A 22983-nucleotide genomic window follows, 5' to 3' on the forward strand; every position below is an offset into this window, starting at 1 on the left:
TTATAACTTTTAACTCCCATTTAACTTTTAACGCCAATTTGTCTTTTCATTGATAAGTTACTTGCATCCAGACCTACAACTTATAACCTAGAACTTATTACTATTTTACCAAAGGCAATAACTGCTCGGCCACCAATTTATTTCCTGTTTCGTTTAAGTGAACCCTATCAGTTGTTAAAATTCCTTTTTCTTTATCTTCAGGGTTATTTTTGGCTTCATATTCGGCAAAAACCTTTCTCAAATCGCACAGCGGAAGATTATTTTTCTTTGCCAGTTCTCTAATGCCCGCAGCATATTTGTTTAAATCTGCATCCAGCTCATTGGTGCCATCTTTTTTCTCACCTACAACAGATGGCGTAACTAAAATCACTTTACTTCCTACACCTTGAATTTTATTAATCAATGCCTGGTAAAACTTCAAATACTTATCATAGTCTGTACCTGATGATTGTTTATGCCAAACATCATTAATACCCACATAAATCACTACCAAATCAGGCTTTTTATTGAGTACATCATCCTCCAAACGCAAATACAAATCGTAAACTTTGTTACCGCCAATGCCTGCTCCAAGCACTTCATATTTGGTAGAATCCAAAGCTTTTTTAATTATAGTTACATAGCCGTTTTTTGAAACGCCTTGTTGTGTAATCGAATCACCGAAAAATATAATTCGTTTTGGTTTAAATGTCATTGAGGTTAATGCAATTAGGCAAAAGCTTAGTAAAATACTGGTTCTAAATATTGTTTTCATAGTCATTTGGTTAGCTATATTATTGAACTTTTTTTAGGTCTAAGTCTTGAAAATCGAAACTAAAATCAGTTAATGGAGAAATTGCTTCCATTTTTATACCGGTTGGTTTTCCTTCTGTATCAAGCGAAAAGTTTACGAATGCATCTGCATCCATACTTCTATCGTACCATTTTACAATAAAAGTATTTCCTTTATAATAAATCATATCGCCTTTTAACTTTGGCGAATTTTTGGCCTCAAAATGCATTTTACCATTTAACTCGCTAATGGTTACGCCTCCAAACCATTCATCGCTATAATTTCCTAAGTAGTTTTTTACATCAGGTTTAACAGTAACGTTTTTTTGAGCCGCTGTAATATCCGCCCATATCTTATCGGTTACTTTTTTGCCATAATCCTTTTCAGCTTTTTCATTATCCAGAGCATCCTTTACCCGATCCTTGCCTGTTAAACCAAAATATCCATCCTTAATAGTTTGAGTAATGGCTGTAAAAGCACCTCCAGCCTGTTGGTTGGTTAACACGATAATTCCTAATTTTATATCAGGAATAAGGGTAACTTCACTTACCATTCCGGCTAAGCCACCAGTATGTTCCACAACCATATAGCCTTTTTCATCGCTTAAAAACCAGCCTAATCCATAACCAAAGAAATGCCTGTTGTAAGATCCTTTTCCAGCAGGAATAATACTATGCAACGTCCACATTTGCCTTTGAGCAGCATTACTGAATAAGATTTTATCAAGTTTCTCGCCATATTTACCACCATTTAATTGCGTTATTGCCCATTTACTTAAATCGGCTACACTCGAATTCATACCACCGGCAGCATTACTATTTTCAGTAAAATCTTTAGGAATCGCCGTAATTTTTCCGTTGATGGGTGCATGTGCATCTATAATATTAGTTTTGTCTTTCAACCGGTTAAATGATAGTGCAGTTCTGGTCATCCCTAGCGGCTGAATAATTTTACTTTCAATAAAATCCTCAAATTTTACTCCAGCAACTCGCTCAATAACTTCGCCAGCCACGATATAAAGTAGGTTATCATAATCCCATTTGGTACGGAAGCTTGAAACAGGTTTTAAATACCTTAAATTATGAATGATTTGTTTTTTGGAAACTGTAGAAGAATCTGGCCAGATCATTAAATCACCAGCACCTAATCCTAACCCACTTCTATGTGATAATAAATCGCTTACGGTAAATTCAGATGTAACGTAAGCATCATACAATTTAAATTCTGGAATGATGTCGGTAACTTTTGTATCCCAGGTAATTTTCTTTTGATCGACAAGCATGCCGAGTGCCGCAGCTGTAAATGCTTTGGTATTTGAGGCGATGCCAAACAGGGTATTTTCATCAACCTTTTGATTGGTTTTAAGCGAACGCACACCATAACCTTTTGCAAGAATTACTTTCCCATCTTTAACTACTGCTACTGCAATACCCGGAACATCAAAGGCTTTTAAAGTTTTTTCTGCAACACTATCAATCTGTTTTGTTGAGAGTACCTGAGCGTGAAGATTTACACTAAAGAAAACAAGGACAATCGTTGTTATCCTGGAAATAAGTTTTAAAGATGATTGCATTGAGGTTTGGTTTAAATAATCGCTTAAAGATAATAAATCTTTTGGTGAGCATTTTAAAACCTTATTTGCCTTTTTCCAATTTGTAATCCTTATGTACGATTAAGAAACTGGCTCTTTCTTCTTTCTTAAATGGATAGTCCCAATTGCCTTGATAAGTAATTTTTGTTGGCAATTTATCTTCTCCGAAATAACCCATTTCGATATTCATTTTTACATCAAAATCGAAGAGCATATTGCCATATTTCATATCTACATAACGACCAAGAATGTTGAAATTTCGCTTATCAAAAATGGTTACCAATTCTTTAATCATGATGCCATCTTTAGTCCAGCTGGATAAATCTGGCTTAACCGAAACTTTAAAACGGTAAACAGGAATAGAATCTAAGTAAGTTCCGCTGGTAAAGGCATAATCGTAATATTGGCGCATATTGGCCGAAAATATTTCAGTTTTACTCCCTATAAAAGGCACCTTAACCGGTCTTCCGGGATTAAAAATAAGTGTTTTAAGTTTGTTTTTATATCCTTCGTTGGTACCACCTTTCCCATCACTTGCTGGTGCATTTGGAATGAAATCAGTATTATAGGCATTCATAAAAATATAATCGAACATCTCTATGGTATAAAGCTGGTATTTGCCATTTTTTTTGTAAAGATTACCACTTTCTTCCTTCACCAGATATTCCATTTTGTATTGACCGGCATTACTGTGTTTTATTTTGCGGTAAATTTTTCCATCAACTTTGTTCTTTTTATCATAGCTAAAGATTCTATTTTCGGCAATAAAACTGTAGCGTTTCATATCTCTAAATGATTCGTAAAACGAGGTATCATTCACTATTCTATTGATGAAAGTTTCGATATTTAATCGTTCAGCTTTAATATTAACAACAGAATCTAAGGTGATGGTTTTAATGGTATCGGGATTAAAACGAGGTATTTCCTGAGCAAAACCACTAAAGATGAAAGCGGATAGTATTGATAGCAAAAGTATTTTTTTCATGTAAAAACGTTGTATTGAAAATGGTAGATGAAAATGTAAAATGTTGAAGTATGGTGCTTAATGTCTTAGTTAAACTGGAATTCAAGTTCCACCTTCCATACTACATTTTCCATCTTTCTTTAGTTTCCGAGCTGTTTTAGCGCAATGTAGGCCATTAATCCGGTAGAAATTTTTAGTGCATCTTCATCAATATCAAATTTTGGGGTATGCACTGAATATTGCGTGTCTTTTGCTGCATTCCCAGTACCTAATCGATAAAAACAAGCATCTGTTACTTGCGAGTAGAAAGAAAAATCTTCTGCAGCCATCCAAATATCCAGATCGATTACATTTTCCTTGCCTAAAAATTCTTCGGCAAATGATCGGGCATTAGCTGTTAATTGTTCTTCGTTAATCAAGAAAGGATAACCTTTGTGAATATCGAAATCGCAACTTCCGCCCATAGCTTCGGCTATACCTTCGGCCATTTTTTTCATGCGTTTATGTGCTTCGGCTCTCCAGTCTTCATCTAAAGTCCTGAATGTACCTTCAATCTTCACTTCGTTTGGAATGATATTGGTTGCACCGTTCGCCGTTACTTTACCAAACGATAAAACAGATGGTAAACGTGGATCGGCATTACGGGATACGATTTGCTGTAAGGCAATAATAATATGTGAAGCAATTAAAACAGGATCTATATTTTGATGCGGTTGTGCACCATGACCACCTTTCCCGGTTACTGTAACGTATAATTCATCGGTTGAGGCCATATAAATCCCTGAACGAAAACCTACTTTTCCTGATTCAATTAATGGCATTACATGCTGGCCAACAATATAATTTGGTTTTGGATTTTCGAGCACACCTTCCTTAATCATAATACTTGCACCACCTGGAAGCAACTCTTCAGCAGGCTGAAAAATCAGTTTAATTGTTCCACCAAATTCATCTCTTAATTGATTTAAAATGTATGCAGAACCTAAAAGTGAAGAAGTGTGGACATCATGACCACAAGCATGCATCACGCCGGGATTTTTGGAAACGTAGGGTTTATCATTGGCTTCTAAAATCGGCAAAGCATCCATATCAGCACGTAAAGCAATTACTTTATCAGATGGCAAATTTCCTTTGATTAGGCCTACAACACCAGTGTTTGCACAGTCGGTAAATTCTATTCCCCAACTCGCTAGTTTATCCTTTACAAATTTTGAAGTTTCGAATTCTTTAAATGATAATTCAGGATTAGCGTGAATATGTTGACGGTAGCCTACTACATCGTTAAAAATAGTAGCAGCCAGTTCTTGAATTTTATCTTTGATCATCGGTAGTGGTCGTATCTAGTTGTGGAGCATTAATTTTCTCCCTAAAAATAAATAACGTTGGAAAAGCCGAACGAATCTCATTCATTAAACGTTGTGCTTCCAAACGTGTTCTGAAATCGCCAACTCTAATGTAATAGTTTGGCTCTTTGTATATAAGGTAGGTATTAAATTTTGGATAAAGACTTTTGAATCGGGCTTGTTGATTAAACACTTCTCTACGATCGGAACCATAAAAAACCTGAACCCGATAGCCATAAGACGAAACGATGGGCTTGCCTATTTTAACTTCTCCTGGTGCCTTGTAAACCTCAGAACGTTTTGCAATTAAGCTATCTATTAATGGATCCTTTATAACTATCACTTCTCCTCTTTGCGCAAAAGATGCTTTAAACAGTAAAAAGCTTGATATAAAAGTTATTGTTATTTTCATTTGTAATTAACCAAGAGCATTCCAAATTGTTTAGAAAGGAAGAATGCCGAATTCTTCGCAAAAATCGGCATTCTTTATGGGTTGTGCAAATGGTAGATTACCAATCTTTTGCCATTAGTTATATTTATAAAAAGCGAAGTCCTTTAAAATCTGCTTATGGTGTTGAAATCTTTAATACTAAATTAATTGGTTTTCTTTGGATCTAATTTAAACTCATAAACCTTCGGATCATATTTCATCATGGCACCAGTTGCTGCATCAATTGGAAATCCCAGCAATCCAATAATATTCAATACACTTACCGGATTAAATGTGGTAGTAGGCTGAAATGTTTTGGCCTCATAACCGAGTAATTTAAGGCTTACAGTTTGCCCTGTAAATCCTTTTTTTAAGGTAACATCCATCGGTGTAACTCCAACCTTAATTCCATCTACCTCAATATCAGCCGCAGGAGGATCGGTTTTAATGTTCACTGTTTGTTTTGTGCCCGTGAAAATAGTGGCGCAGCTCGAAAGCATCAACGTTGCCGAAATCGCAACAATGTTAAAAATTCTGTTCATTTGTGTGTTTTTATTTGTGTGTTTTTAAATATAGGTTTAATCCTAAAAATTATAAACTAAGCGGTACAAAAAAAGCCTTAACATTTGTCAAGGCTTTGATAATCTGTTTATTAAATTTTTATTACAAATTCGCTCCGTGGCAGTTTTTAAATTTCTTACCACTTCCGCATGGACAAGGCTCGTTACGGCCAACAGTTGCTTCCTTACGAATAGGTTGTTGAGGAACCGCCTCACGTGTATCGCCAAATTCGACACCGGGTTGCTCTGTTCCAAACTCTTGTTTTGTAGTTTGCAATTTAGGCTGTTTTACCGGCGCTGGTGCCTCTTTTATCTCTTCAGCTTCTTGCTGAACAGGAATTCCACCTTTGTATAAGAAACTAACTACTTCTTTATTCACTGCAGTAAGCATGTTTTTGAATAAATTAAAAGCTTCCATTTTATAAATCACCAATGGATCTTTTTGCTCATAAACTGCATTTTGAACAGACTGTTTTAAGTCATCCATTTCACGTAAATGCTCTTTCCAGCTATCATCAATTAAGGCAAGAACAATGGTTTTCTCGAATGAACGAACCACTTCTTTTCCTTTGTTATCAATGGCTTTCTTCAAATCTACAGCCACCTGAATGCCACGAATGCCATCAGTAAAAGGTACTACAATTTGTTCAATGTGCTCGCCTCTTTCTTCGTAAACCTGGGTTAAAACCGGTAACGATTGTTGAATAATGGCTTCTGATTTACGGGCATAAAATGTTTCTGCTTCTTCAAATAACCTTTCTGTTAATTGAGCCGCATTAGTTGAAGCAAAATCTTTCTCAGTAATTGTGGTATCTAAAGAGAAGTTTTTAATTACTTCCAATTTGAATCCATCGAAATTTGCCTCTTGTTTGTATTCATTTACAATATCTTCGGCAACATCATAAACCATGTTATTCATGTCTACATCCAAACGCTCACCGAACAAGGCATTTTTACGTTTAGCGTAAATTACAGTGCGTTGTGAGTTCATCACATCATCGTACTCCAATAAACGTTTACGGATACCAAAATTGTTTTCTTCTACTTTCTTCTGAGCACGTTCAATTGATTTGGTAATCATAGAGTGTTGAATCACTTCTCCATCTTCGATTCCCATACGCACCATAATGCTTGAGATTCTTTCAGAACCAAATAATCGCATTAAGTTATCTTCCAATGAAACGAAGAATTGAGACGAACCCGGATCTCCCTGACGACCAGCACGACCACGTAACTGTCTATCTACACGACGAGATTCGTGACGCTCTGTACCAACGATAGCCAAACCGCCTGCATCTTTAACACCAGCACCTAATTTAATATCCGTACCACGACCAGCCATGTTGGTGGCGATGGTAACTGTACCTGCCTGACCAGCTTCAGCAACAATATCTGCCTCTTTTTGGTGCATTTTGGCGTTCAATACATTGTGTTTAATTCCACGAAGTTTAAGCATACGGCTTAATAACTCTGAAATCTCAACCGAAGTTGTACCCACTAAAACAGGTCTTCCTGCTTCCGTTAATTTTACAATTTCGTCAGCAACGGCGTTGTATTTTTCACGCACCGTACGGTAAACGTAATCCTGTTGATCTGACCTTGAAATGTTTCTGTTGGTTGGAATTTCAACCACATCCAATTTATAGATCGACCAGAATTCGCCCGCTTCAGTTGTTGCAGTACCCGTCATACCGCAAAGTTTGTGGTACATACGGAAGTAATTTTGCAACGTTACCGTAGCATAGGTTTGCGTAGCATCCTCAACTTTAACGTTTTCCTTTGCTTCAATCGCCTGGTGTAATCCGTCAGAATAACGACGACCATCCATAATACGACCGGTTTGCTCATCAACAATTTTAATCTTTCCTTCGTCGATGATGTACTCAACATCAATTTCGAACAAAGTATAAGCTTTTAATAATTGATTAACGGAGTGAATACGTTCTGCTTTAACAGAATAATCACGCATTAAAGCGTCTTTTTGAACCACTTTATCCTCTAGTGGCATGTTAGATTTTTCCAAATCTGCCACTTCAGTACCTACATCAGGCAATACGAAGAAATTAGGGTCTTCTCCAGATTGCGTAATCAATTCAATACCTTTTTCGGTTAATTCAACCTGGTTGTTTTTCTCATCAATGTAGAAATACAATTCAGAATCTACCTTAGGCATGTTTTTAGATTGATCGGCCATGTAGTAGTTTTCTGTTTTTAACAGCAAACCACGAACACCGCTTTCACTTAAAAATTTGATCAGGGCTTTATTTTTTGGTAAACCACGATAAGCACGTAATAATGCTAAACCACCTTCACCTTCTTCTGTACCACTATTACCAGCATTGATTAATTTTTTAGCTTCGTTTAAAGCTGAAGATACATAAGCTTTCTGAGCATTAACCAAACGTTCGATGCGAGGTTTTAATTCATAAAATTCATGCTCATCACCACGTGGAATCGGACCTGAAATAATTAATGGTGTACGGGCATCATCAATTAATACTGAATCGACCTCATCAACCATGGCAAAGTGTAATTTGCGCTGCACCAATTGATCTGGTGTTTGCGACATATTGTCACGCAGGTAATCGAAACCGAACTCATTGTTTGTTCCGTAAGTGATATCCGCAGCATAAGCTCTTCTTCTTTCTTCAGAGTTCGGCTCATGTTTATCGATACAATCTACACTAATTCCATGGAATTCGAACAATGGACCGTTCCATTCACTATCACGACGGGCAAGGTAATCATTCACCGTAACGATGTGAACACCTTGACCTGCAAGTGCATTTAAATAAGCAGGCAAAGTAGAAACTAAAGTTTTACCCTCACCTGTAGCCATTTCGGCAATTTTACCACTGTGTAAAACGATACCACCGATTAACTGAACATCGTAATGAACCATATTCCAAACCACTTCAGTACCAGCGGCATCCCAACGGTTTGCCCATTGTGCCTTATCGCCAACAATTTTTACATTGCTTTTACGAGCAGCATAATCTCTATCAAATTGTGTTGCAGTAACTTCTAAATAATCGTTTTCACTTAAACGACGGGAAGTTTCTTTAACAACAGCAAATGCTTCAGGAAGAATTTCCAAAAGCACTTTTTCCAATTCAGCGTCACGCTCTTTTCCTAAAGCATCAACCTGATCGTAAATGGCCGTTTTTTGGTGAAGATCTAAATCTTCACTTTCAGCTTCTGTTTTTAATGCGGCAATTTTGCCATCAATTTCTGTTAAAAATTCAGCAATGCGCTCTTTAAACTGAAGGGTTTTACCACGTAATTCATCATGGCTAAGCACTGAAAGTTTAGTGTATTGTTCGTTAATGGCAACAACCAGCGGCTGAATTGTTTTTATATCTCTTTCTGATTTACTTCCGAAAATCTTCGCTAAAAATCCTAACATTATATTTTATTGTATTTATTATTTAAAAAAGGTGTATTGCAACAACCAAAACATTGGCTTGTAATAAGTCAATTTGGCTGTTGATCATTTAAATGGGAATAAAAATCTTATAACAAGATTTATAAATTTGAACTAAGGACTGTTGTTCTTTGGTTTCTTACGGATGGTTAAATCAGCAATTAACTGATTTACGTTGACATATTTTGCCTCTTTAAGTTGAAATTGAGTTCCAATTAAAGCTAAACTGGTATACGATAATAAGTATGGATTGCGTTCTTCGTTAAGCTGATCAGCAGCTTTCCTTGTGGCATTAATACTGATATTGTGCTCATTACAATATTCATTTAATATTCTTAACCCTTCAACACGCTCGGCTTTTGCCAAATGCGTTAAGCTAAAAAATACTAGAGATATTGTAACGAGGTGTTTCATTAATTTGCGGCAAAGCTATGTTTAATCTTTTATAAAAAGAAATTACACCTCCTCAAAAAGTGTACCTCAAAGTTTTAATGTCAGGCTAACCTTATTATTAATTGCATATAGGTGTAGAATAATCAGATTAATTTATTTAACGATACAAAACTGCCTTACATCGTCACATAGCTGTTACTTATTGCTTTGCTTATTACTTTTAATTAACGAAGCAAAACAGTGTAATCATGGAAAGAAAAAATTTCATCAGGAGTTTAATGATTGGGGCAATCTCCATTCCTGTTATTATCGAAGCCTGCAAAAAAAGTGGAGTAACCGATGATTCAGTATCTGGATCTGGCACAGCCGGCTCTACAACCAGCACCAATGGAACCTGTACGGTTGCACCAACTGAAACAGAGGGTCCGTTCCCAACAAAAAGTCCATCATCTTATGTTCGAAGCGATATTACCGATGGGCGGACAGGATATAAATTAGCGGCCAAAATTACAATAGGCAATATAAATAACAGCTGTGCGGCATTGGCAGGCGCAATTGTTGATATCTGGCACTGCGATGCTGATGGTAATTATTCGGAATATGGTGGCAGCGGAATGCAATCTACCAATTACCAGTCTGTTCACTTTTTACGTGGCCGCCAAATTACCGATGCAAATGGTTTGGTAACCTTTACTTCAATTTTCCCAGGTTGGTATAGCGGAAGAGCAACGCATATCCATGTGCATGTGTACAGCGCCAGCGGAACTTCATTAAGTGTAACGCAAATTGCTTTCCCTGAAGGATCAGGAAGTTCGGTTGCGCTTGTTAACGGATACAGCAAAGGCTTGAATGGTTATACCTATAACAATGCCGACAATGTTTTTAGCGATGATAAAACTGGTATTGAGATTGCAGCTGTTTCAGGAACGTTGGCAGCAGGTTTCGACCTTACTTTTAAAGTGAATGTAAGAGCATAAATGATAATCTATTTTTTATTTTATCCAAGACGTTAGGAAATACTAGCGTCTTTTTTAATTTTATACCATGCCGAAGAAAGTAATTACGATATGCTACCGAAAAATAATTGATGATTCAAATTTAAATTATTGGGATAAGTTTGTTCATGAAGACAGCTTTTTGGAATTTAAAATGCAGTCTCAATTTTACAACCAAGAAGAAAAGTACACTACTTTTGCAGAAATTATGTTGAATGTACCTGATGCAGACAAATTGCATTTTTTAGTAAGCGCCGCTATTACAGGTTACTTGCGGCAGCTTAACGGCATTATTCCTGACATTTTGGATAATCTCGGAAGGCGCTTTCTTACCTTCGAAAACTTTAAATTCGAAATTATCAATTCCGACATCAATAACATCGAGAAGCATAAAATTGCCATCAACTTTTTTTCAAAACCAATGATTTGGCATGATAGCATCAATGATTTTTTATTGGTTTCGCAACAACACGAAGTTGATGAAGATGAAGTTTTCACCAATTTATTTCAGTTACCACCTTTTGTAAGTATCCATTCAATTAAAAAATCGACCTAAAATGGATTTAACACCTGGAAAAATATTTTTGGCAGATCAACGTGGATTAGCAGAAACTGCTACATTAAGACGTTACAGCACCTTTAACTTCGAGAAATATAACAGCGAGCACAAACAGCCATCAGGAGAATTATTTCTTTGTAATGATGAATCCATCGCTGGAGGAAAATTGATATTTTTTCTATCAAAGGCCGATTCTTACCAAATATTTTTCCCTGTTACCGGAGGTTTGGATATTGTTCAAGGGGGAAAGGAATTCGCTGTTGATACAGGGAAAATACAAGTGCTTAACTTAGGTAAAGGTGAAGTTTTAGAAATTAGTAATCCTTACCCAAATGATGTAATTAACTACATTCAAATTGGAATTACTACCGATATGTTTTTGCTTAGGGCAAGTGAAATGCTTTTCAATTTTAATTTTGAAAATAATCAAAACCAATTAATTGAAATTATTTCAAATCCTAAACTGCCATTTAAATTAAGCGCAGGTATTTTCGCTGGTCGCGGGGAGGCAATCTATACCATGAAAAACCCCGATTTGAAGTTCTTTTGTTTTGTTATCGATGGCGCCTTTGAGGTTGAGGGAAGATTGTTGCATGCTCGGGATGGATTGGCGTTATGGGATTTAGAAAAAGTTGAAATCGAGGCTTTGAGTAACAACGCGATTATTTTGGTATTGGAACATTTTTAATTTTTCAAAGCCGCTTCTTGGTTAAAGACTTACCATTATTAACATATTACAACAAAGTCGCATTGCTATTAATACGCTTGTTAGAAACGAGCGTAAGCGTGAAAAGATTGCAAGCAAGCAAATTTTGCAAAAGATTTCCTTGGCGTTGACTTCAGTCAATAGAAGGATAAACAGTTTAATGCACTGGGTTTTGCCTTAGGGATTGTAAGGGTTCAGTACCAATTTTTCATTGGTACAGCAGCGAAGCGAAGCCCTGAAAAGCCCGACCCTTTCCCGATTTTTCATCGGGATTAGGGGAACGCCCAAATTACTTGGCAATTTTTAGCTGGTAGTTTGCATTTTTAACTTTTCACTTTAAACTTTTAACTTTTAACTTCCATCTCTACCCAAATATGACATCACGCTTAAATTAATGCAAATCGAAACTTTTATCTTCGATAAATCGTTAATACAAGCACATGAGAGGTTTTCGTTTTTCTGATTATAAGCCTGGCGATACGCCAAAGGGTGGGTTTGATGAGTTGCTTAAGTTATTTAGCGAATTGCTAAATTATACAGCAGGAGATGCGGCAGAGGCATTAAGTTGGTTAAACGAGCTCGACAAACAATATAAATTAACCAATAATGATTACGGCATTGGAAATTTTATCGATGACCTGAAAGATAAGGGTTACCTGACTGAAGATAATCAATCGGGAGAATTTAAAATTACGGCCAAAACTGAACAAACCATTCGTAAATCGGCTTTGGATGAAATTTTCGGGAAGCTGAAAAAATCAGGACGCGGAAATCATAACAGCAATCAATCGGGCATTGGCGAAGAGAAAAATGCTGATCGTAGGGAATATAATTTCGGCGATAGCCTGGATCAGATCGACATGACGGCATCCATTCAAAATGCACAGATTAATCATGGCATTAATGATTTTACGTTAACAGATAGAGATTTGGAAGTGGAAGAAAAGGATTTTAAAACCTTAACTTCAACTGTACTGATGATTGATATTTCGCACTCGATGATTCTATATGGCGAAGACCGAATTACTCCTGCCAAAAAAGTGGCAATGGCATTAGCAGAACTTATTAAAACAAAATATCCTAAAGATACTTTAGACATTGTGGTGTTTGGAAATGATGCCTGGCCGATTACCGTGAAAGATTTGCCGTATTTGCAAGTTGGCCCGTACCATACCAATACGTTTGCTGGCCTGGAGTTGGCTACGGATCTGCTTCGTCGCCGCAAAACGCATAACAAGCAGATTTTTATGATTACAGATGGAAAACCAACCTGTTTGAAAGAAAATGGCAAGTATTACAAAAACAGTATGGGTTTGGATAGAAAGGTGATTAACAAAACCTTAAATATGGCCGCTCAATGCAAGCGGTTAAAAATCCCCATTACTACATTTATGATTGCCAAAGATCCTTACCTGCAACAATTTGTTCGTCAGTTTACAGAAATAAATGGCGGAAGGGCTTTTTACAGCTCACTAAATGGATTGGGTGAATACATTTTTGAAGATTACATTAAAAATAGAAGAAAAACGGTTAAATAAGTTAAAGGTTGAAAGTTAAAAGTTTTAGGTTTAAGCGTCTAGCCTTTTAACCCATAACCTGCAACTCATAACACAGTTAAAGGTTGAAAGTTAAAAGTTTTAGATTTAAACGTCTAGCCTTTTAACCCATAACCTATAACTCACAACACAGTTAAAGGTTGAAAGTTAAAAGTTTTAGATTTAAACGTCTAGCCTTTTAACCCATAACCTGTAACTCATAACAAAGATATATGCAAAACACAACTTTAGGCCAATTAAAGGCAACAAATTATAAATCAAGATCAGTTAAAGAAGAATTAAGAGAAAACCTGATCAAAGTTCTTCGAGATAAAAAAACTGAATTTGAAGGAATTATAGGTTACGATGAAACCGTTATTCCAGAGTTGCAGACGGCAATTCTCTCTCGCCACAACATCTTACTTTTAGGTTTACGTGGCCAGGCGAAGACAAGGATTGCCCGTTTAATGGTTAATCTTTTGGATGAATATGTGCCTTATGTTGCTGGTAGTGAAATTTTCGATGACCCATTAAACCCCATTTCATGGTATGCCAAACATGAAATTGCGACCAAGGGCGATGATACCGAAATTGCCTGGTTACATCGCAGCGAACGTTACACCGAAAAGTTGGCTACGCCAGATGTTACCGTTGCCGATTTAATTGGCGATGTTGACCCGATTAAAGCCGCCACATTAAAGTTAACCTATAATGATGAGCGTGTAATTCACTTCGGATTGATTCCCAGGGCACACCGCAGCATTTTCGTGATCAACGAATTGCCCGATTTGCAAGCCCGTATTCAGGTGGCTTTGTTTAATATGTTACAGGAAAAAGACATTCAAATTCGTGGTTTCAAATTACGCTTGCCTTTAGATATTCAGTTTGTATTTACCGCAAATCCGGAAGATTACACTAATCGTGGTAGCATTGTTACGCCATTGAAAGATAGGATCGAAAGTCAGATTTTAACACATTATCCAAAAAGCATTGAAATCTCCCGCAAAATTACTTTCCAGGAAGCGAAGCTAACGGCAGAGCAAAAAGAAAATATCGAGGCCGATGGCTTAGTTAAAGATTTGGTTGAACAAATTGCTTTTGAAGCACGTAAAAGTGAATATATCGATCAAAAATCAGGTGTTTCGGCAAGGTTAACCATTTCAGCTTTTGAAAATTTAATCAGTACCGCTGAACGTAGAATGTTAATTTCAGGTGAGAAAAGTACAGTTGTGAGGCTGGCAGATTTAGCTGGCATTATTCCAGCGATAACAGGAAAAATTGAGTTGGTATACGAGGGTGAACTGGAAGGTCCGGCGCATGTTGCCACAACTTTAATCGGCAAAGCTGTTAAAACTTTATTTGCCCGTTATTTTCCCGATCCTGAAAAAGCGAAGAAAACGAAAACGGCTAATCCATACACTGAAATTACCGAATGGTTTACCGAAGGAAATAATTTAGATGTTACCGATACTTTAACAAATTCACAATATAAAAAAGCGTTGATGTCAGTACCAAGTCTTTACGATTTGGTTAAGAAATTCCATCCAAAATTGAGTGAAAACCAGACTTTACTTTTAATGGAATTCGTTTTGCATGGTTTAGCTGAATATTCGCAATTGAGCAAAAACTTTTTAAATGGTGGTTTCGGATTTTCTGATATGTTTGGCAGTTTATTCAATGCCGAATTTGATGAGGAAGAAGATGAAGACGATTTTAGATAGAAATTAAATTATACATTTTACTAGCTTTGATATTTCTTTCTAACAGGAGAGAAATATCAAAGCTTTTTTATTTTAAAATAAACCTTTAAATGGGAAGATTACCTTTCATTATTGCAGCCTGCATACTCATTACCGCCTTCGATATTTATTGCTTCAATGCCTTGATGGCCGTATTTAAAAACTGGAAACCGCGAACCAAAAAAATCTTCGGGATTTTATACTGGACGTTCAGTGTGCTTTTAATTGTTGGCATTTTTGCAGGTATCTACCTTAATCTTTTCCTAACTCTCCGGGCCATTATACTCGTGGCTTTCTTTTTAACCGTTGCCTGCAAAATGGCTATGCTTCCTTTTTTGGTGATAGATGATTTACGCAGATTATTTATCAGGCTTTTTAAGAAGAAAGAAGTGGTCAAGGATCAGCCCATCAGTGAGGCAGAACCAATATCCCGTTCAGAATTTTTGGTGAAAGCTGGTTTAGTGGCGGCGGCAGTTCCTTTAACTTCTTTGAGTTGGGGCATCATTTCCGGGGCTTACGATTACCAAGTAAGAAAAGTGAATTTGATTCTTCCAAATCTTCCAAAAGCTTTTGACGGGATAACCATGGCACAAATTTCAGATATTCATTCGGGGAGTTTTTATAATAAAACGGCTGTTAAGGGTGGTGTTGAAATGCTGATGGCGCAAAAACCAGATTTTGTTTTCTTCACCGGCGATTTAGTGAACAACCTTACCAACGAAGTTAGAGATTATCAGGATATTTTCTCGAAAGTAAAAGCACCATTGGGCGTTTATTCCTCACTAGGAAACCACGATTATGGTGATTATTATTTTGGGAAAGAATCATCACCTGCTAAGGTTAAAAACCTAAAAGATATGGTTGATGTGCACAAAATAATGGGTTATGACCTATTGATGAATGAAAACCGCAGATTGAAAGTAGACGGAGAAGAAATCGGCATTTTAGGCATTGAAAACTGGGGCATGGGCCGCTTTCCAAAATATGGCAAGATGGAATTGGCAGTGAAAGATACGGATGATTTACCTGTTAAACTCTTATTAAGTCACGATCCATCGCATTGGCGTGGCGAGGTTTTAGAAAAATATCCGCAAATCGATGCCATGTTTAGTGGCCATACACATGGAATGCAGTTTGGGGTTCGCTTAAAAGAATATCAATGGAGCCCGGTACAATATATTTACAAAGAGTGGGCAGGCTTATACCAGGAACAGAAACAACAGCTTTACGTAAACGTTGGTTATGGTTTCTTAGGTTACCCAGGACGGGTTGGAGTTTTGCCAGAGATTACAGTTTTTACCTTGAAGAGAGGATAGAAAATGAGTGAATGATTGAATGAGTGAGTTATCTGCCAACACAAAAAACATTCAATCATTCAATCATTCACTTAATAATTTTTCAACCCGCATTAAAACGATACCCTACTCCTCTAACAGTTTGCAATAACTGCGGATTATCAGGATTTAACTCAATCTTTTTACGTAAACGAACGATGTGCATGTCTAATGTACGTGTGTTCACATCAGAATTATAACCCCAAACCACCAACATCAATTCATCACGATTGATCACTTTACCCGGATTACGCAAGAAATAAAGCAAAATACGGTTTTCTAAAATCGTAAGCTCAATTTTCTTTCCATCTCTGAATAAAGTATGAATATTCGGATGGTGTTCCATATTACCAAAACGATGGATTTCGGCAGTATCTTTATTTACAATAAACTTTACTTTGCTTTCCAGCATCGCCACCAAAACATCCATGTTAAAAGGTTTTGTAATATAGTCTGATGCACCAAAATTATAAGCATCAATTTTATCTACATCCTGTGCCTTTGCTGTCATCATAATGATCAGGTTTTCAAAACCCTGTTTGCGTACGTGCTCGCAAACCTCTGCACCCTGCTTCCCTGGCATCATCCAGTCTAGTAACACAATATCAGGTTGATCAGCTAAAATCATTCGCTCGCCCGATTCTCCATCGTTGGCTTCCAACACATTATAGCCTTCTGTTTTTAATCGGTGTGCTACCAAAAAGCGAAGATTTTCATCATCTTCAACAATTAATATTTTTACTTCTTTAGACATTATTTGTGTATTTATGTTGTAAAGTTCGAAGGTTGAAATGTTAAAAGTTGTTCAAATACACAACAATCGAACTTTATAGTATTTAATTCTAATTATTCAATTAAAAGTAGCACAAAACTTTTTACTTTTCACTTCCTACTTTTTAACTATTATAAGGCAGCACAATTTTAAATTCCGTGCCGTTGCCTACTTTGCTTTTTACCGAGATTTCTCCCTGCATAAAGTTAACCAGTTCTTTGCAGAAAGCCAAACCTAAGCCTACACTCCCCATCTGGTTATATTCATTCTGTATCCTGAAGAATTTTTTAAAGATATTATTTAATTCCGACGATGGTATTCCAATGCCTTTATCTGCAAAACGAAAAACCAAAACCCCTTTAATTAATTTCGCACTGATATGCAATTTTTTATTAGCAGGTTTTGAGTATTTGTAAGCATTTTCAGCCAGGTTATCAAACAAGCTACCAAGTAACACTGGATCGGTAATAAAGGTTTTAAAACCGAGCACCTCATAAGTGATCTTAAAATCTGGATGTTTTAGAGTGTGCGATTCAATTGTACTTTCTATAAAATCTTCAATATTTACCTGCTCCTGATTTAACTTTATCGCCTTATTTTCAATTTGCGTAAAGGCCAGCAATTTGTTCATTAAACCGTTCAATTTATCGGCTTCTTCATCTAAAATTTTGCCATAAAGTTGCTGTTCTTTTTGACTTAATGCTGTTGCGCTTTTAATATTGTTTCCTGCAATTTTAATCACACTAACAGGCGTTTTAAACTCATGGGTAAGGTTATTTACAAAATCGTATTGCAGCTTAAACATTTTGCTATTGATGTTTAGGTTTCGGTAAATTAAAAAGGCCACCAATAATAACACACCATATACCAGTAAAAGCACCAAGGCAATAGGCATGAAATAGATAAATATTTCTTTTTTGATGTATGATTTTGAGGAAGTAAAATACAATTTGAAATCAGAAAATGCGCCTGGCAAGGCAATTTCAGTGGTCATGTTTTCATCCGATGTATCAATCGGATCGTAGGTTAGTGGCTCTACTTCAATTTTTTGGTATAACAGCGGGCGTGTGTTGATCACCTTAATTTTATTCGGATCGAGTTGAAACACGAGCATATCCTGCTGATAAACCGGTAACGGATCGAGCTTACGTCTCATCATATCCTTATAAATCTTCAAGTCTTCTCTTCGCGGAATATTGAGATAGGTGATTTTATTGGATTTAACCACCGAAAAATTGGTAAAAAGTTCTTCCTGTGTAGGTACTGCAGCGGTATCCAACTGATCGACAAAGGTGACTAATTTATAAGCCATGGCATTAAAATCATCTCCTACTTTGAATGATCTGGTATCATATTCGGAAAATAACTTTACCGAATCAGGATCGACAGTTTTGCCGAACTGGAGGATGGATTTGGGCCCAATGGATAAATTACCGACATTCATACCATCCTTTACTGCAATGTTTTTTACCTCGGTATCGTAAAAAGTAACTTTGGAAATGAATGGGTATTTGATGGTAACCGTATCTACAAATTTGGCCGCCGTAGCCGAATCCAAAAAGCCATTGTAATAAGAAATTTCAGGCATTTTGTTCTGAAAAAAGTCGTTGTAAGATTTAATGCTTTGCTCTAAAACATTTACTTTTTCTGATACAAATTCATTCTCGATAGATTTTTTACTGAAGTTAAATGCTAAAAATAACGATAGAATAAATAGAATGGAAATGAGTACAATAAAGGTAACGCCAAGCGAGAAATTCTTCCGATAACCACTTTTTTTGTCTAGAGCCATAATTTATTTCTTGCTCAGATTGGTTTTTAAAAATTCTTCCAATGCTTTATACAATGCTGCTCTGCCTTGTTGGCGCAACACCGGGTTTGGTCCTTCTTCTTTTTCTATATAAGTTACCGGAACATTTCTTTTTTTCAATTCCTTAATAAACTGCACACCTTCAGCTACGTTTACACGTGGATCTTTAGGATTTTGAGCGATAAAAAGCGGCGCTTTAAAACGATCGGCATGGAAAACTGGTGAAGCAAAACGCATATAATCAGTATCGGTTACCGGGTTGCCAATAATTTCATAATACATCTGTAGGTTCGATTTTAAGAACGGAGGAATGGTTTTCAGGTAACTGAATAAATTAATTACTCCAGAATTTGATCCGCCGCAACTATAAAGATCGGGATTTTTATACAAACAATTTAATGCAATGTAACCACCGAAACCATTGCCATAAATGGCCACTTTTTTGGGATTTGCAATTTGTTGTTTAACCAGCCACCTCACTCCATCGTTTACATCTTCTTGAATTTTATCGCTCCATTGTTTAAAACCAGCAGCATAAAATGATTTTCCATACCCTGTAGATCCTCTGTAGTTTACTTGTAAAACAGCATAACCACGACTAGCCAAAAACTGAACTTCGGCATTATAACCCCAACTATTTCTTCCACCCGGACCATTATGTGGCAGTACAACAACAGGCAAATTTGTTGCTTTTTTGTTTCTTGGTAATGTTAAATATCCATTAATGGTTAAACTATCTTGACTTTTAAAGCTTATCGGCTTCATATCACTCATCATATCTTCCTTAATTGATGAATTGATATCAGTCAGCTTTTTCAATTTATTTTCACTTGCCGTGTACAAGTAGTACGAACCTGGATTTTTATCGGTAAAAGTTCTGATCACAAAAACCTTTTCCATCTTGTCTTTATCCATTATTCGCCATTCAGAACCTGGCAACAACAAGTCGATCTTACTATAAATATCCCTAGAATTATTATCCAAATAGAACTTTTCCTTTTTCCAGGTTTCGCAGGTAACAAACAACATTTTCTTCTGTGCTTTGGAGTATCTGGCATCCACAACATTTAAAGTATCATTTGCAAAAAGCACTTTTTTCTCCTTTCCTGTTTTTAAATCGAGAGATACCAAAGCATTTTTATCTCTATTTACACTCGATATTGCATAGAGTACATTCGTTTCTTGCTCAGAAAAAGCAACAGGCTGAAAAGTGGTTTCGAAGTTATTTGTTAATACTGGCTGAAAAGATTGATTTTCATTTTCACGGTATAATAGAGTTTCGTTAACACCATCGCTGGCAACAGCTATTTTTAAAACTCCCTTGTTGTCCGTCATCCACTCGGTAATATTTCCAGGATTTTTGGCTGCAATATCCATTTGCCCATTGCGAACATTTAACCGGTAAACATCAAAAACCGTGGAATCCCTTTTATTCGAAGCTACGATGATGTATTTATCATCAATCAATTGATCTTCTATAACTTTTAAACGCGTTTTTTCATTTGCACTTAGCTGAACCTGCTTACTCCCATCTTTATTAATGACAAAAATATCCGAACGTCGATCTTTTGATTCATCCTCGGTGTAATAAATCAATTCGTTATTGCTGGTCCAAAAATGGAAGCTAATGGTTTTTTCAGTTAAGTGAGTAAGCTGAACGCTATTTCCGGTAGCTAAATTTTCAACAAAAAGATCTAGTTTTTTATCTTGAAGTTTCAGGTAAGATAAGCTTTTGCCATCAGGCGAAATGTGATAGTAAGCTTTATCAAATGTTTTGAAAAAATCATCTACAGGTATAGTTTCTCCTTTTTGCGGATTTTTACATCCCCAAATTGAAGCCACTAGAACAAATAAAATAATTCTCTTTAACATAAATAAATTCCTCACGGGATGGCAAAAATAATCATCCCTATTAGTTAACTACGCTTTACCCCAACAATGTTACTTATCAAAATAATTTACCAACGGGCTCAATTTAGTATTTAATAAATAGAGACAAAATAAAAAGCAGGTAACATTATTATTGGAATTTATCTGTATCAGTATTGCTTTAAACTAAATCCATTTAGCTAACATTTGCGTCTTAGGTTTTTCGCTTTCAGCGTTTTTAATTACATTTAAATATTCTACTTAGCATAATGAGAAAACTAATCGTATCTGTATTATTTCTGTTGACTTTGAGTGCGAATGCGCAAATTTTACGCTCAAGGCCAAGCATTGTTGCTGATGATACACCATTGATTATTCAATATTATCGAGATGGAGAATATGAAAAAGCGGTTGTTTTACTAGAAAAGATTTTCACTAGTCCGAACAATGAGGGGTATTTTGATATCTATTTTAATTCGTTACTCAAACTAAAACGATACGATGTTGCCGAAAAAGCAGTAAAAAAGCTGATTAAGCAAAACCCTGAAAATGATGCTTACCCTATTGCACTCGGAAAACTCTACCAGGAGAAAGGTGATGTGCAGACAGGCAATAAAATCTTTAACGAAGTGATTAACAAGCTGCCAAAAGATGAGTTCAAAATCCGCAGTTTGGCTAATAATTTTTACCGGTTTGAAAATTATGATTTTGCTGTTCAAACTTTTAAGCAAGGACGAAAAATACTGGGTAATGATGATTTGTTTGTTTACGAGCTTTTAAATATTTATCGATTTAAAAAAGACAAACCTAATTTGATGCAGGAATATTTGGATGCATTGGCAACTATTCCGCAGCTCTTGCCACAGGCCCAGGCCATTTTACCAATCATTTTTGACGATAAGACTGATTATCAAACCTTTCAGATAGGAATTCTTAGAAAAATCCAAAAATTTCCAGATGCTGAAATATACATACAGCTGCTTACCTGGAATTATATTCAGCAACAAGAATTCGATATGGCTTTGCGCCAATTAATTGCTTTTGATAAACGTACTAAAGCGGATGGAGGTACGCTGTTTAATGCGATTTACACATTTGTAGACAATAACGCATACGAAACTGCGATTAAAGCTTACGAGTATCTCTTAACCAAAGGAAAGGAAAACCAATATTATTTACCTTCGAAAATTGAGATGCTGAATACAAAATATAATATTCAAACAACTGGAAAACCAACTTTGGCTGAACTTAATTTATTGGCCAAAGATTATCAGAGTTTATTGGATGAGAATGGTAAAAACAAAAATACTTTATTTGCGATCAAAAAACTGGCAAACCTGCAAGCCTATTATTTAAATCAGTCAGATAAAGCAGAAAAAGGTTTGGAAGATGCTTTGCAAATGCCTGGTTTAAATGGTCAGGATATTGGTCAATTGAAATTAGATTTAGGCGATATTTACATTATAACCAACCAACCTTGGGAAGCCTTTTTGGTTTATGAGCAAGTGAGCAAACAATTTGAAGGTCAACCTATTGGCAATGAAGCTCGCTTTCGCAGTGCAAAACTTTCATTTTATCAGGGTAATTTCGAATATAGCAATGGCCAATGCTTAGTGTTAAAATCGGCTACTTCACAATTAATTGCAAACGATGCCTTGAATTTGAGCTTGCTCATTACAGATAATATCCAAACACCTACCGATAGCAATGCGCTAAAAATGTATTCCGATGCCGAAATGCTGATTTTTAGAAATTTACCTGCCAGAGCAATTCAAAAATTGGATAGCATAGCAATCGCTTTTCCTCAAAATGGCCTGGCCGATGCGGTAATGATGACCAAAGCGAAGATCTTAATTAAATCCAACGATTTTCAAAAAGCAGCAGAAATACTCAAAAAAGTAACAGAAGATTATAAAGATGGCATTTGGACAGACGATGCTTTGTTTACGCTTGGCGATTTATATGAGAAAAAGCTGAACGATATGATGCTGGCAAAGCTGTATTTTCAGAAATTGATAACTGATTATCCGGGCAGCATGTTTAGTGCCGAAGCCCGTAAAAGGTTCAGAAATTTAAGAGGAGATGGAGTTTAGCTAAAACAAGAAAATTTACCTTATGCCTACCTTCATCAATTTTATTTAACAAAAGCTTCATTTTAGTTACCATTCAAGTTGAGGTAAAAGCGTA

General features: G+C 36.2%; 18 protein-coding genes. 7 read left to right on the top strand and 11 right to left on the bottom strand.

Going from position 1 to position 22983, the window contains the following annotated elements; genetic code table 11:
- Positions 1-100: 100 nt before the first annotated feature.
- From LUA91_RS14135 to LUA91_RS14170, 8 genes are all read right to left on the bottom strand, one after another.
- Positions 101-754 carry an SGNH/GDSL hydrolase family protein gene (locus tag LUA91_RS14135; RefSeq protein ID WP_231426699.1) on the bottom strand — a complete coding sequence of 218 codons (654 nt, stop codon included), beginning with the start codon at positions 752-754 and terminating at the stop codon, positions 101-103.
- Between the two features lie 19 nt (positions 755-773).
- Positions 774-2345 carry a serine hydrolase gene (locus tag LUA91_RS14140; protein ID WP_231426701.1) on the bottom strand — a complete coding sequence of 524 codons (1572 nt, stop codon included), beginning with the start codon at positions 2343-2345 and terminating at the stop codon, positions 774-776.
- 61 nt (positions 2346-2406) lie between these two features.
- Positions 2407-3348 (bottom strand): hypothetical protein, encoded by a 942-nt coding sequence (locus LUA91_RS14145; protein WP_231426703.1) that lies wholly within the window; start codon positions 3346-3348, stop codon positions 2407-2409.
- A 119-nt stretch (positions 3349-3467) separates the two neighbouring features.
- Complete coding sequence (locus LUA91_RS14150; protein ID WP_231426704.1) at positions 3468-4652, bottom strand: M20 family metallopeptidase; 1185 nt, start codon at positions 4650-4652, stop codon at positions 3468-3470.
- A complete protein-coding gene (locus tag LUA91_RS14155) occupies positions 4639-5082 on the bottom strand; it encodes an SPOR domain-containing protein (protein WP_231426705.1) in 444 nt (147 codons plus the stop codon). The genes LUA91_RS14150 and LUA91_RS14155 overlap by 14 nt, the downstream gene beginning before the upstream one ends.
- A gap of 182 nt (positions 5083-5264) precedes the next feature.
- Complete coding sequence (locus LUA91_RS14160; RefSeq protein ID WP_231426706.1) at positions 5265-5642, bottom strand: PEGA domain-containing protein; 378 nt, start codon at positions 5640-5642, stop codon at positions 5265-5267.
- A 121-nt stretch (positions 5643-5763) separates the two neighbouring features.
- Positions 5764-9066: a preprotein translocase subunit SecA gene (gene secA / locus LUA91_RS14165; protein WP_231426707.1), complete on the bottom strand. Its 3303-nt coding sequence runs from the start codon at positions 9064-9066 to the stop codon at positions 5764-5766.
- 132 nt (positions 9067-9198) lie between these two features.
- A complete protein-coding gene (locus LUA91_RS14170) occupies positions 9199-9498 on the bottom strand; it encodes a hypothetical protein (RefSeq protein ID WP_231426708.1) in 300 nt (99 codons plus the stop codon).
- Between the two features lie 227 nt (positions 9499-9725).
- On the opposite strand from LUA91_RS14170, the gene LUA91_RS14175 reads away from it, so the two are divergent.
- The 6 genes from LUA91_RS14175 (at position 9726) to LUA91_RS14200 (ending at position 16327) form a co-directional block, all read left to right on the top strand.
- Positions 9726-10454 (top strand): intradiol ring-cleavage dioxygenase, encoded by a 729-nt coding sequence (locus tag LUA91_RS14175; protein WP_231426709.1) that lies wholly within the window; start codon positions 9726-9728, stop codon positions 10452-10454.
- A gap of 67 nt (positions 10455-10521) precedes the next feature.
- A complete protein-coding gene (locus LUA91_RS14180) occupies positions 10522-11028 on the top strand; it encodes a hypothetical protein (RefSeq protein WP_231426711.1) in 507 nt (168 codons plus the stop codon).
- Position 11029: 1 nt separating this feature from the next.
- A complete protein-coding gene (locus tag LUA91_RS14185; RefSeq protein ID WP_231426713.1) occupies positions 11030-11719 on the top strand; it encodes a hypothetical protein in 690 nt (229 codons plus the stop codon).
- Positions 11720-12177: 458 nt separating this feature from the next.
- Entirely contained in the window at positions 12178-13275 is a 1098-nt protein-coding gene (locus tag LUA91_RS14190) for a VWA domain-containing protein (protein ID WP_231426714.1), read from the top strand.
- A 230-nt stretch (positions 13276-13505) separates the two neighbouring features.
- Complete coding sequence (locus LUA91_RS14195) at positions 13506-14993, top strand: sigma 54-interacting transcriptional regulator (protein WP_231426716.1); 1488 nt, start codon at positions 13506-13508, stop codon at positions 14991-14993.
- Positions 14994-15082: 89 nt separating this feature from the next.
- Positions 15083-16327 (top strand): metallophosphoesterase, encoded by a 1245-nt coding sequence (locus tag LUA91_RS14200; RefSeq protein ID WP_231426718.1) that lies wholly within the window; start codon positions 15083-15085, stop codon positions 16325-16327.
- Between the two features lie 82 nt (positions 16328-16409).
- Here LUA91_RS14200 and LUA91_RS14205 read toward each other — a convergent pair whose 3' ends face one another.
- From LUA91_RS14205 to LUA91_RS14215, 3 genes are all read right to left on the bottom strand, one after another.
- Positions 16410-17099: a response regulator transcription factor gene (locus LUA91_RS14205; RefSeq protein ID WP_231426719.1), complete on the bottom strand. Its 690-nt coding sequence runs from the start codon at positions 17097-17099 to the stop codon at positions 16410-16412.
- A gap of 142 nt (positions 17100-17241) precedes the next feature.
- A complete protein-coding gene (locus LUA91_RS14210; RefSeq protein ID WP_231426721.1) occupies positions 17242-18909 on the bottom strand; it encodes a sensor histidine kinase KdpD in 1668 nt (555 codons plus the stop codon).
- 3 nt (positions 18910-18912) lie between these two features.
- Complete coding sequence (locus LUA91_RS14215) at positions 18913-20799, bottom strand: prolyl oligopeptidase family serine peptidase (RefSeq protein ID WP_231426722.1); 1887 nt, start codon at positions 20797-20799, stop codon at positions 18913-18915.
- 266 nt (positions 20800-21065) lie between these two features.
- On the opposite strand from LUA91_RS14215, the gene LUA91_RS14220 reads away from it, so the two are divergent.
- Complete coding sequence (locus LUA91_RS14220) at positions 21066-22889, top strand: tetratricopeptide repeat protein (RefSeq protein ID WP_231426723.1); 1824 nt, start codon at positions 21066-21068, stop codon at positions 22887-22889.
- Positions 22890-22983: the final 94 nt, after the last annotated feature.

Source organism: Pedobacter sp. Leaf250 (genome assembly GCF_920984735.1).
Lineage (GTDB): Bacteria > Bacteroidota > Bacteroidia > Sphingobacteriales > Sphingobacteriaceae > Pedobacter.

Bases quoted from the DNA above. Each gene is read 5' to 3' on its own strand.
- LUA91_RS14135 (WP_231426699.1), bottom strand. From the start codon at position 754: ATGAAAACAATATTTAGAACCAGTATTTTACTAAGCTTTTGCCTAATT.
- LUA91_RS14140 (WP_231426701.1), bottom strand. From the start codon at position 2,345: ATGCAATCATCTTTAAAACTTATTTCCAGGATAACAACGATTGTCCTT.
- LUA91_RS14145 (WP_231426703.1), bottom strand. From the start codon at position 3,348: ATGAAAAAAATACTTTTGCTATCAATACTATCCGCTTTCATCTTTAGT.
- LUA91_RS14150 (WP_231426704.1), bottom strand. From the start codon at position 4,652: ATGATCAAAGATAAAATTCAAGAACTGGCTGCTACTATTTTTAACGAT.
- LUA91_RS14155 (WP_231426705.1), bottom strand. From the start codon at position 5,082: ATGAAAATAACAATAACTTTTATATCAAGCTTTTTACTGTTTAAAGCA.
- LUA91_RS14160 (WP_231426706.1), bottom strand. From the start codon at position 5,642: ATGAACAGAATTTTTAACATTGTTGCGATTTCGGCAACGTTGATGCTT.
- secA (WP_231426707.1), bottom strand. From the start codon at position 9,066: ATGTTAGGATTTTTAGCGAAGATTTTCGGAAGTAAATCAGAAAGAGAT.
- LUA91_RS14170 (WP_231426708.1), bottom strand. From the start codon at position 9,498: ATGAAACACCTCGTTACAATATCTCTAGTATTTTTTAGCTTAACGCAT.
- LUA91_RS14175 (WP_231426709.1), top strand. From the start codon at position 9,726: ATGGAAAGAAAAAATTTCATCAGGAGTTTAATGATTGGGGCAATCTCC.
- LUA91_RS14180 (WP_231426711.1), top strand. From the start codon at position 10,522: ATGCCGAAGAAAGTAATTACGATATGCTACCGAAAAATAATTGATGAT.
- LUA91_RS14185 (WP_231426713.1), top strand. From the start codon at position 11,030: ATGGATTTAACACCTGGAAAAATATTTTTGGCAGATCAACGTGGATTA.
- LUA91_RS14190 (WP_231426714.1), top strand. From the start codon at position 12,178: ATGAGAGGTTTTCGTTTTTCTGATTATAAGCCTGGCGATACGCCAAAG.
- LUA91_RS14195 (WP_231426716.1), top strand. From the start codon at position 13,506: ATGCAAAACACAACTTTAGGCCAATTAAAGGCAACAAATTATAAATCA.
- LUA91_RS14200 (WP_231426718.1), top strand. From the start codon at position 15,083: ATGGGAAGATTACCTTTCATTATTGCAGCCTGCATACTCATTACCGCC.
- LUA91_RS14205 (WP_231426719.1), bottom strand. From the start codon at position 17,099: ATGTCTAAAGAAGTAAAAATATTAATTGTTGAAGATGATGAAAATCTT.
- LUA91_RS14210 (WP_231426721.1), bottom strand. From the start codon at position 18,909: ATGGCTCTAGACAAAAAAAGTGGTTATCGGAAGAATTTCTCGCTTGGC.
- LUA91_RS14215 (WP_231426722.1), bottom strand. From the start codon at position 20,799: ATGTTAAAGAGAATTATTTTATTTGTTCTAGTGGCTTCAATTTGGGGA.
- LUA91_RS14220 (WP_231426723.1), top strand. From the start codon at position 21,066: ATGAGAAAACTAATCGTATCTGTATTATTTCTGTTGACTTTGAGTGCG.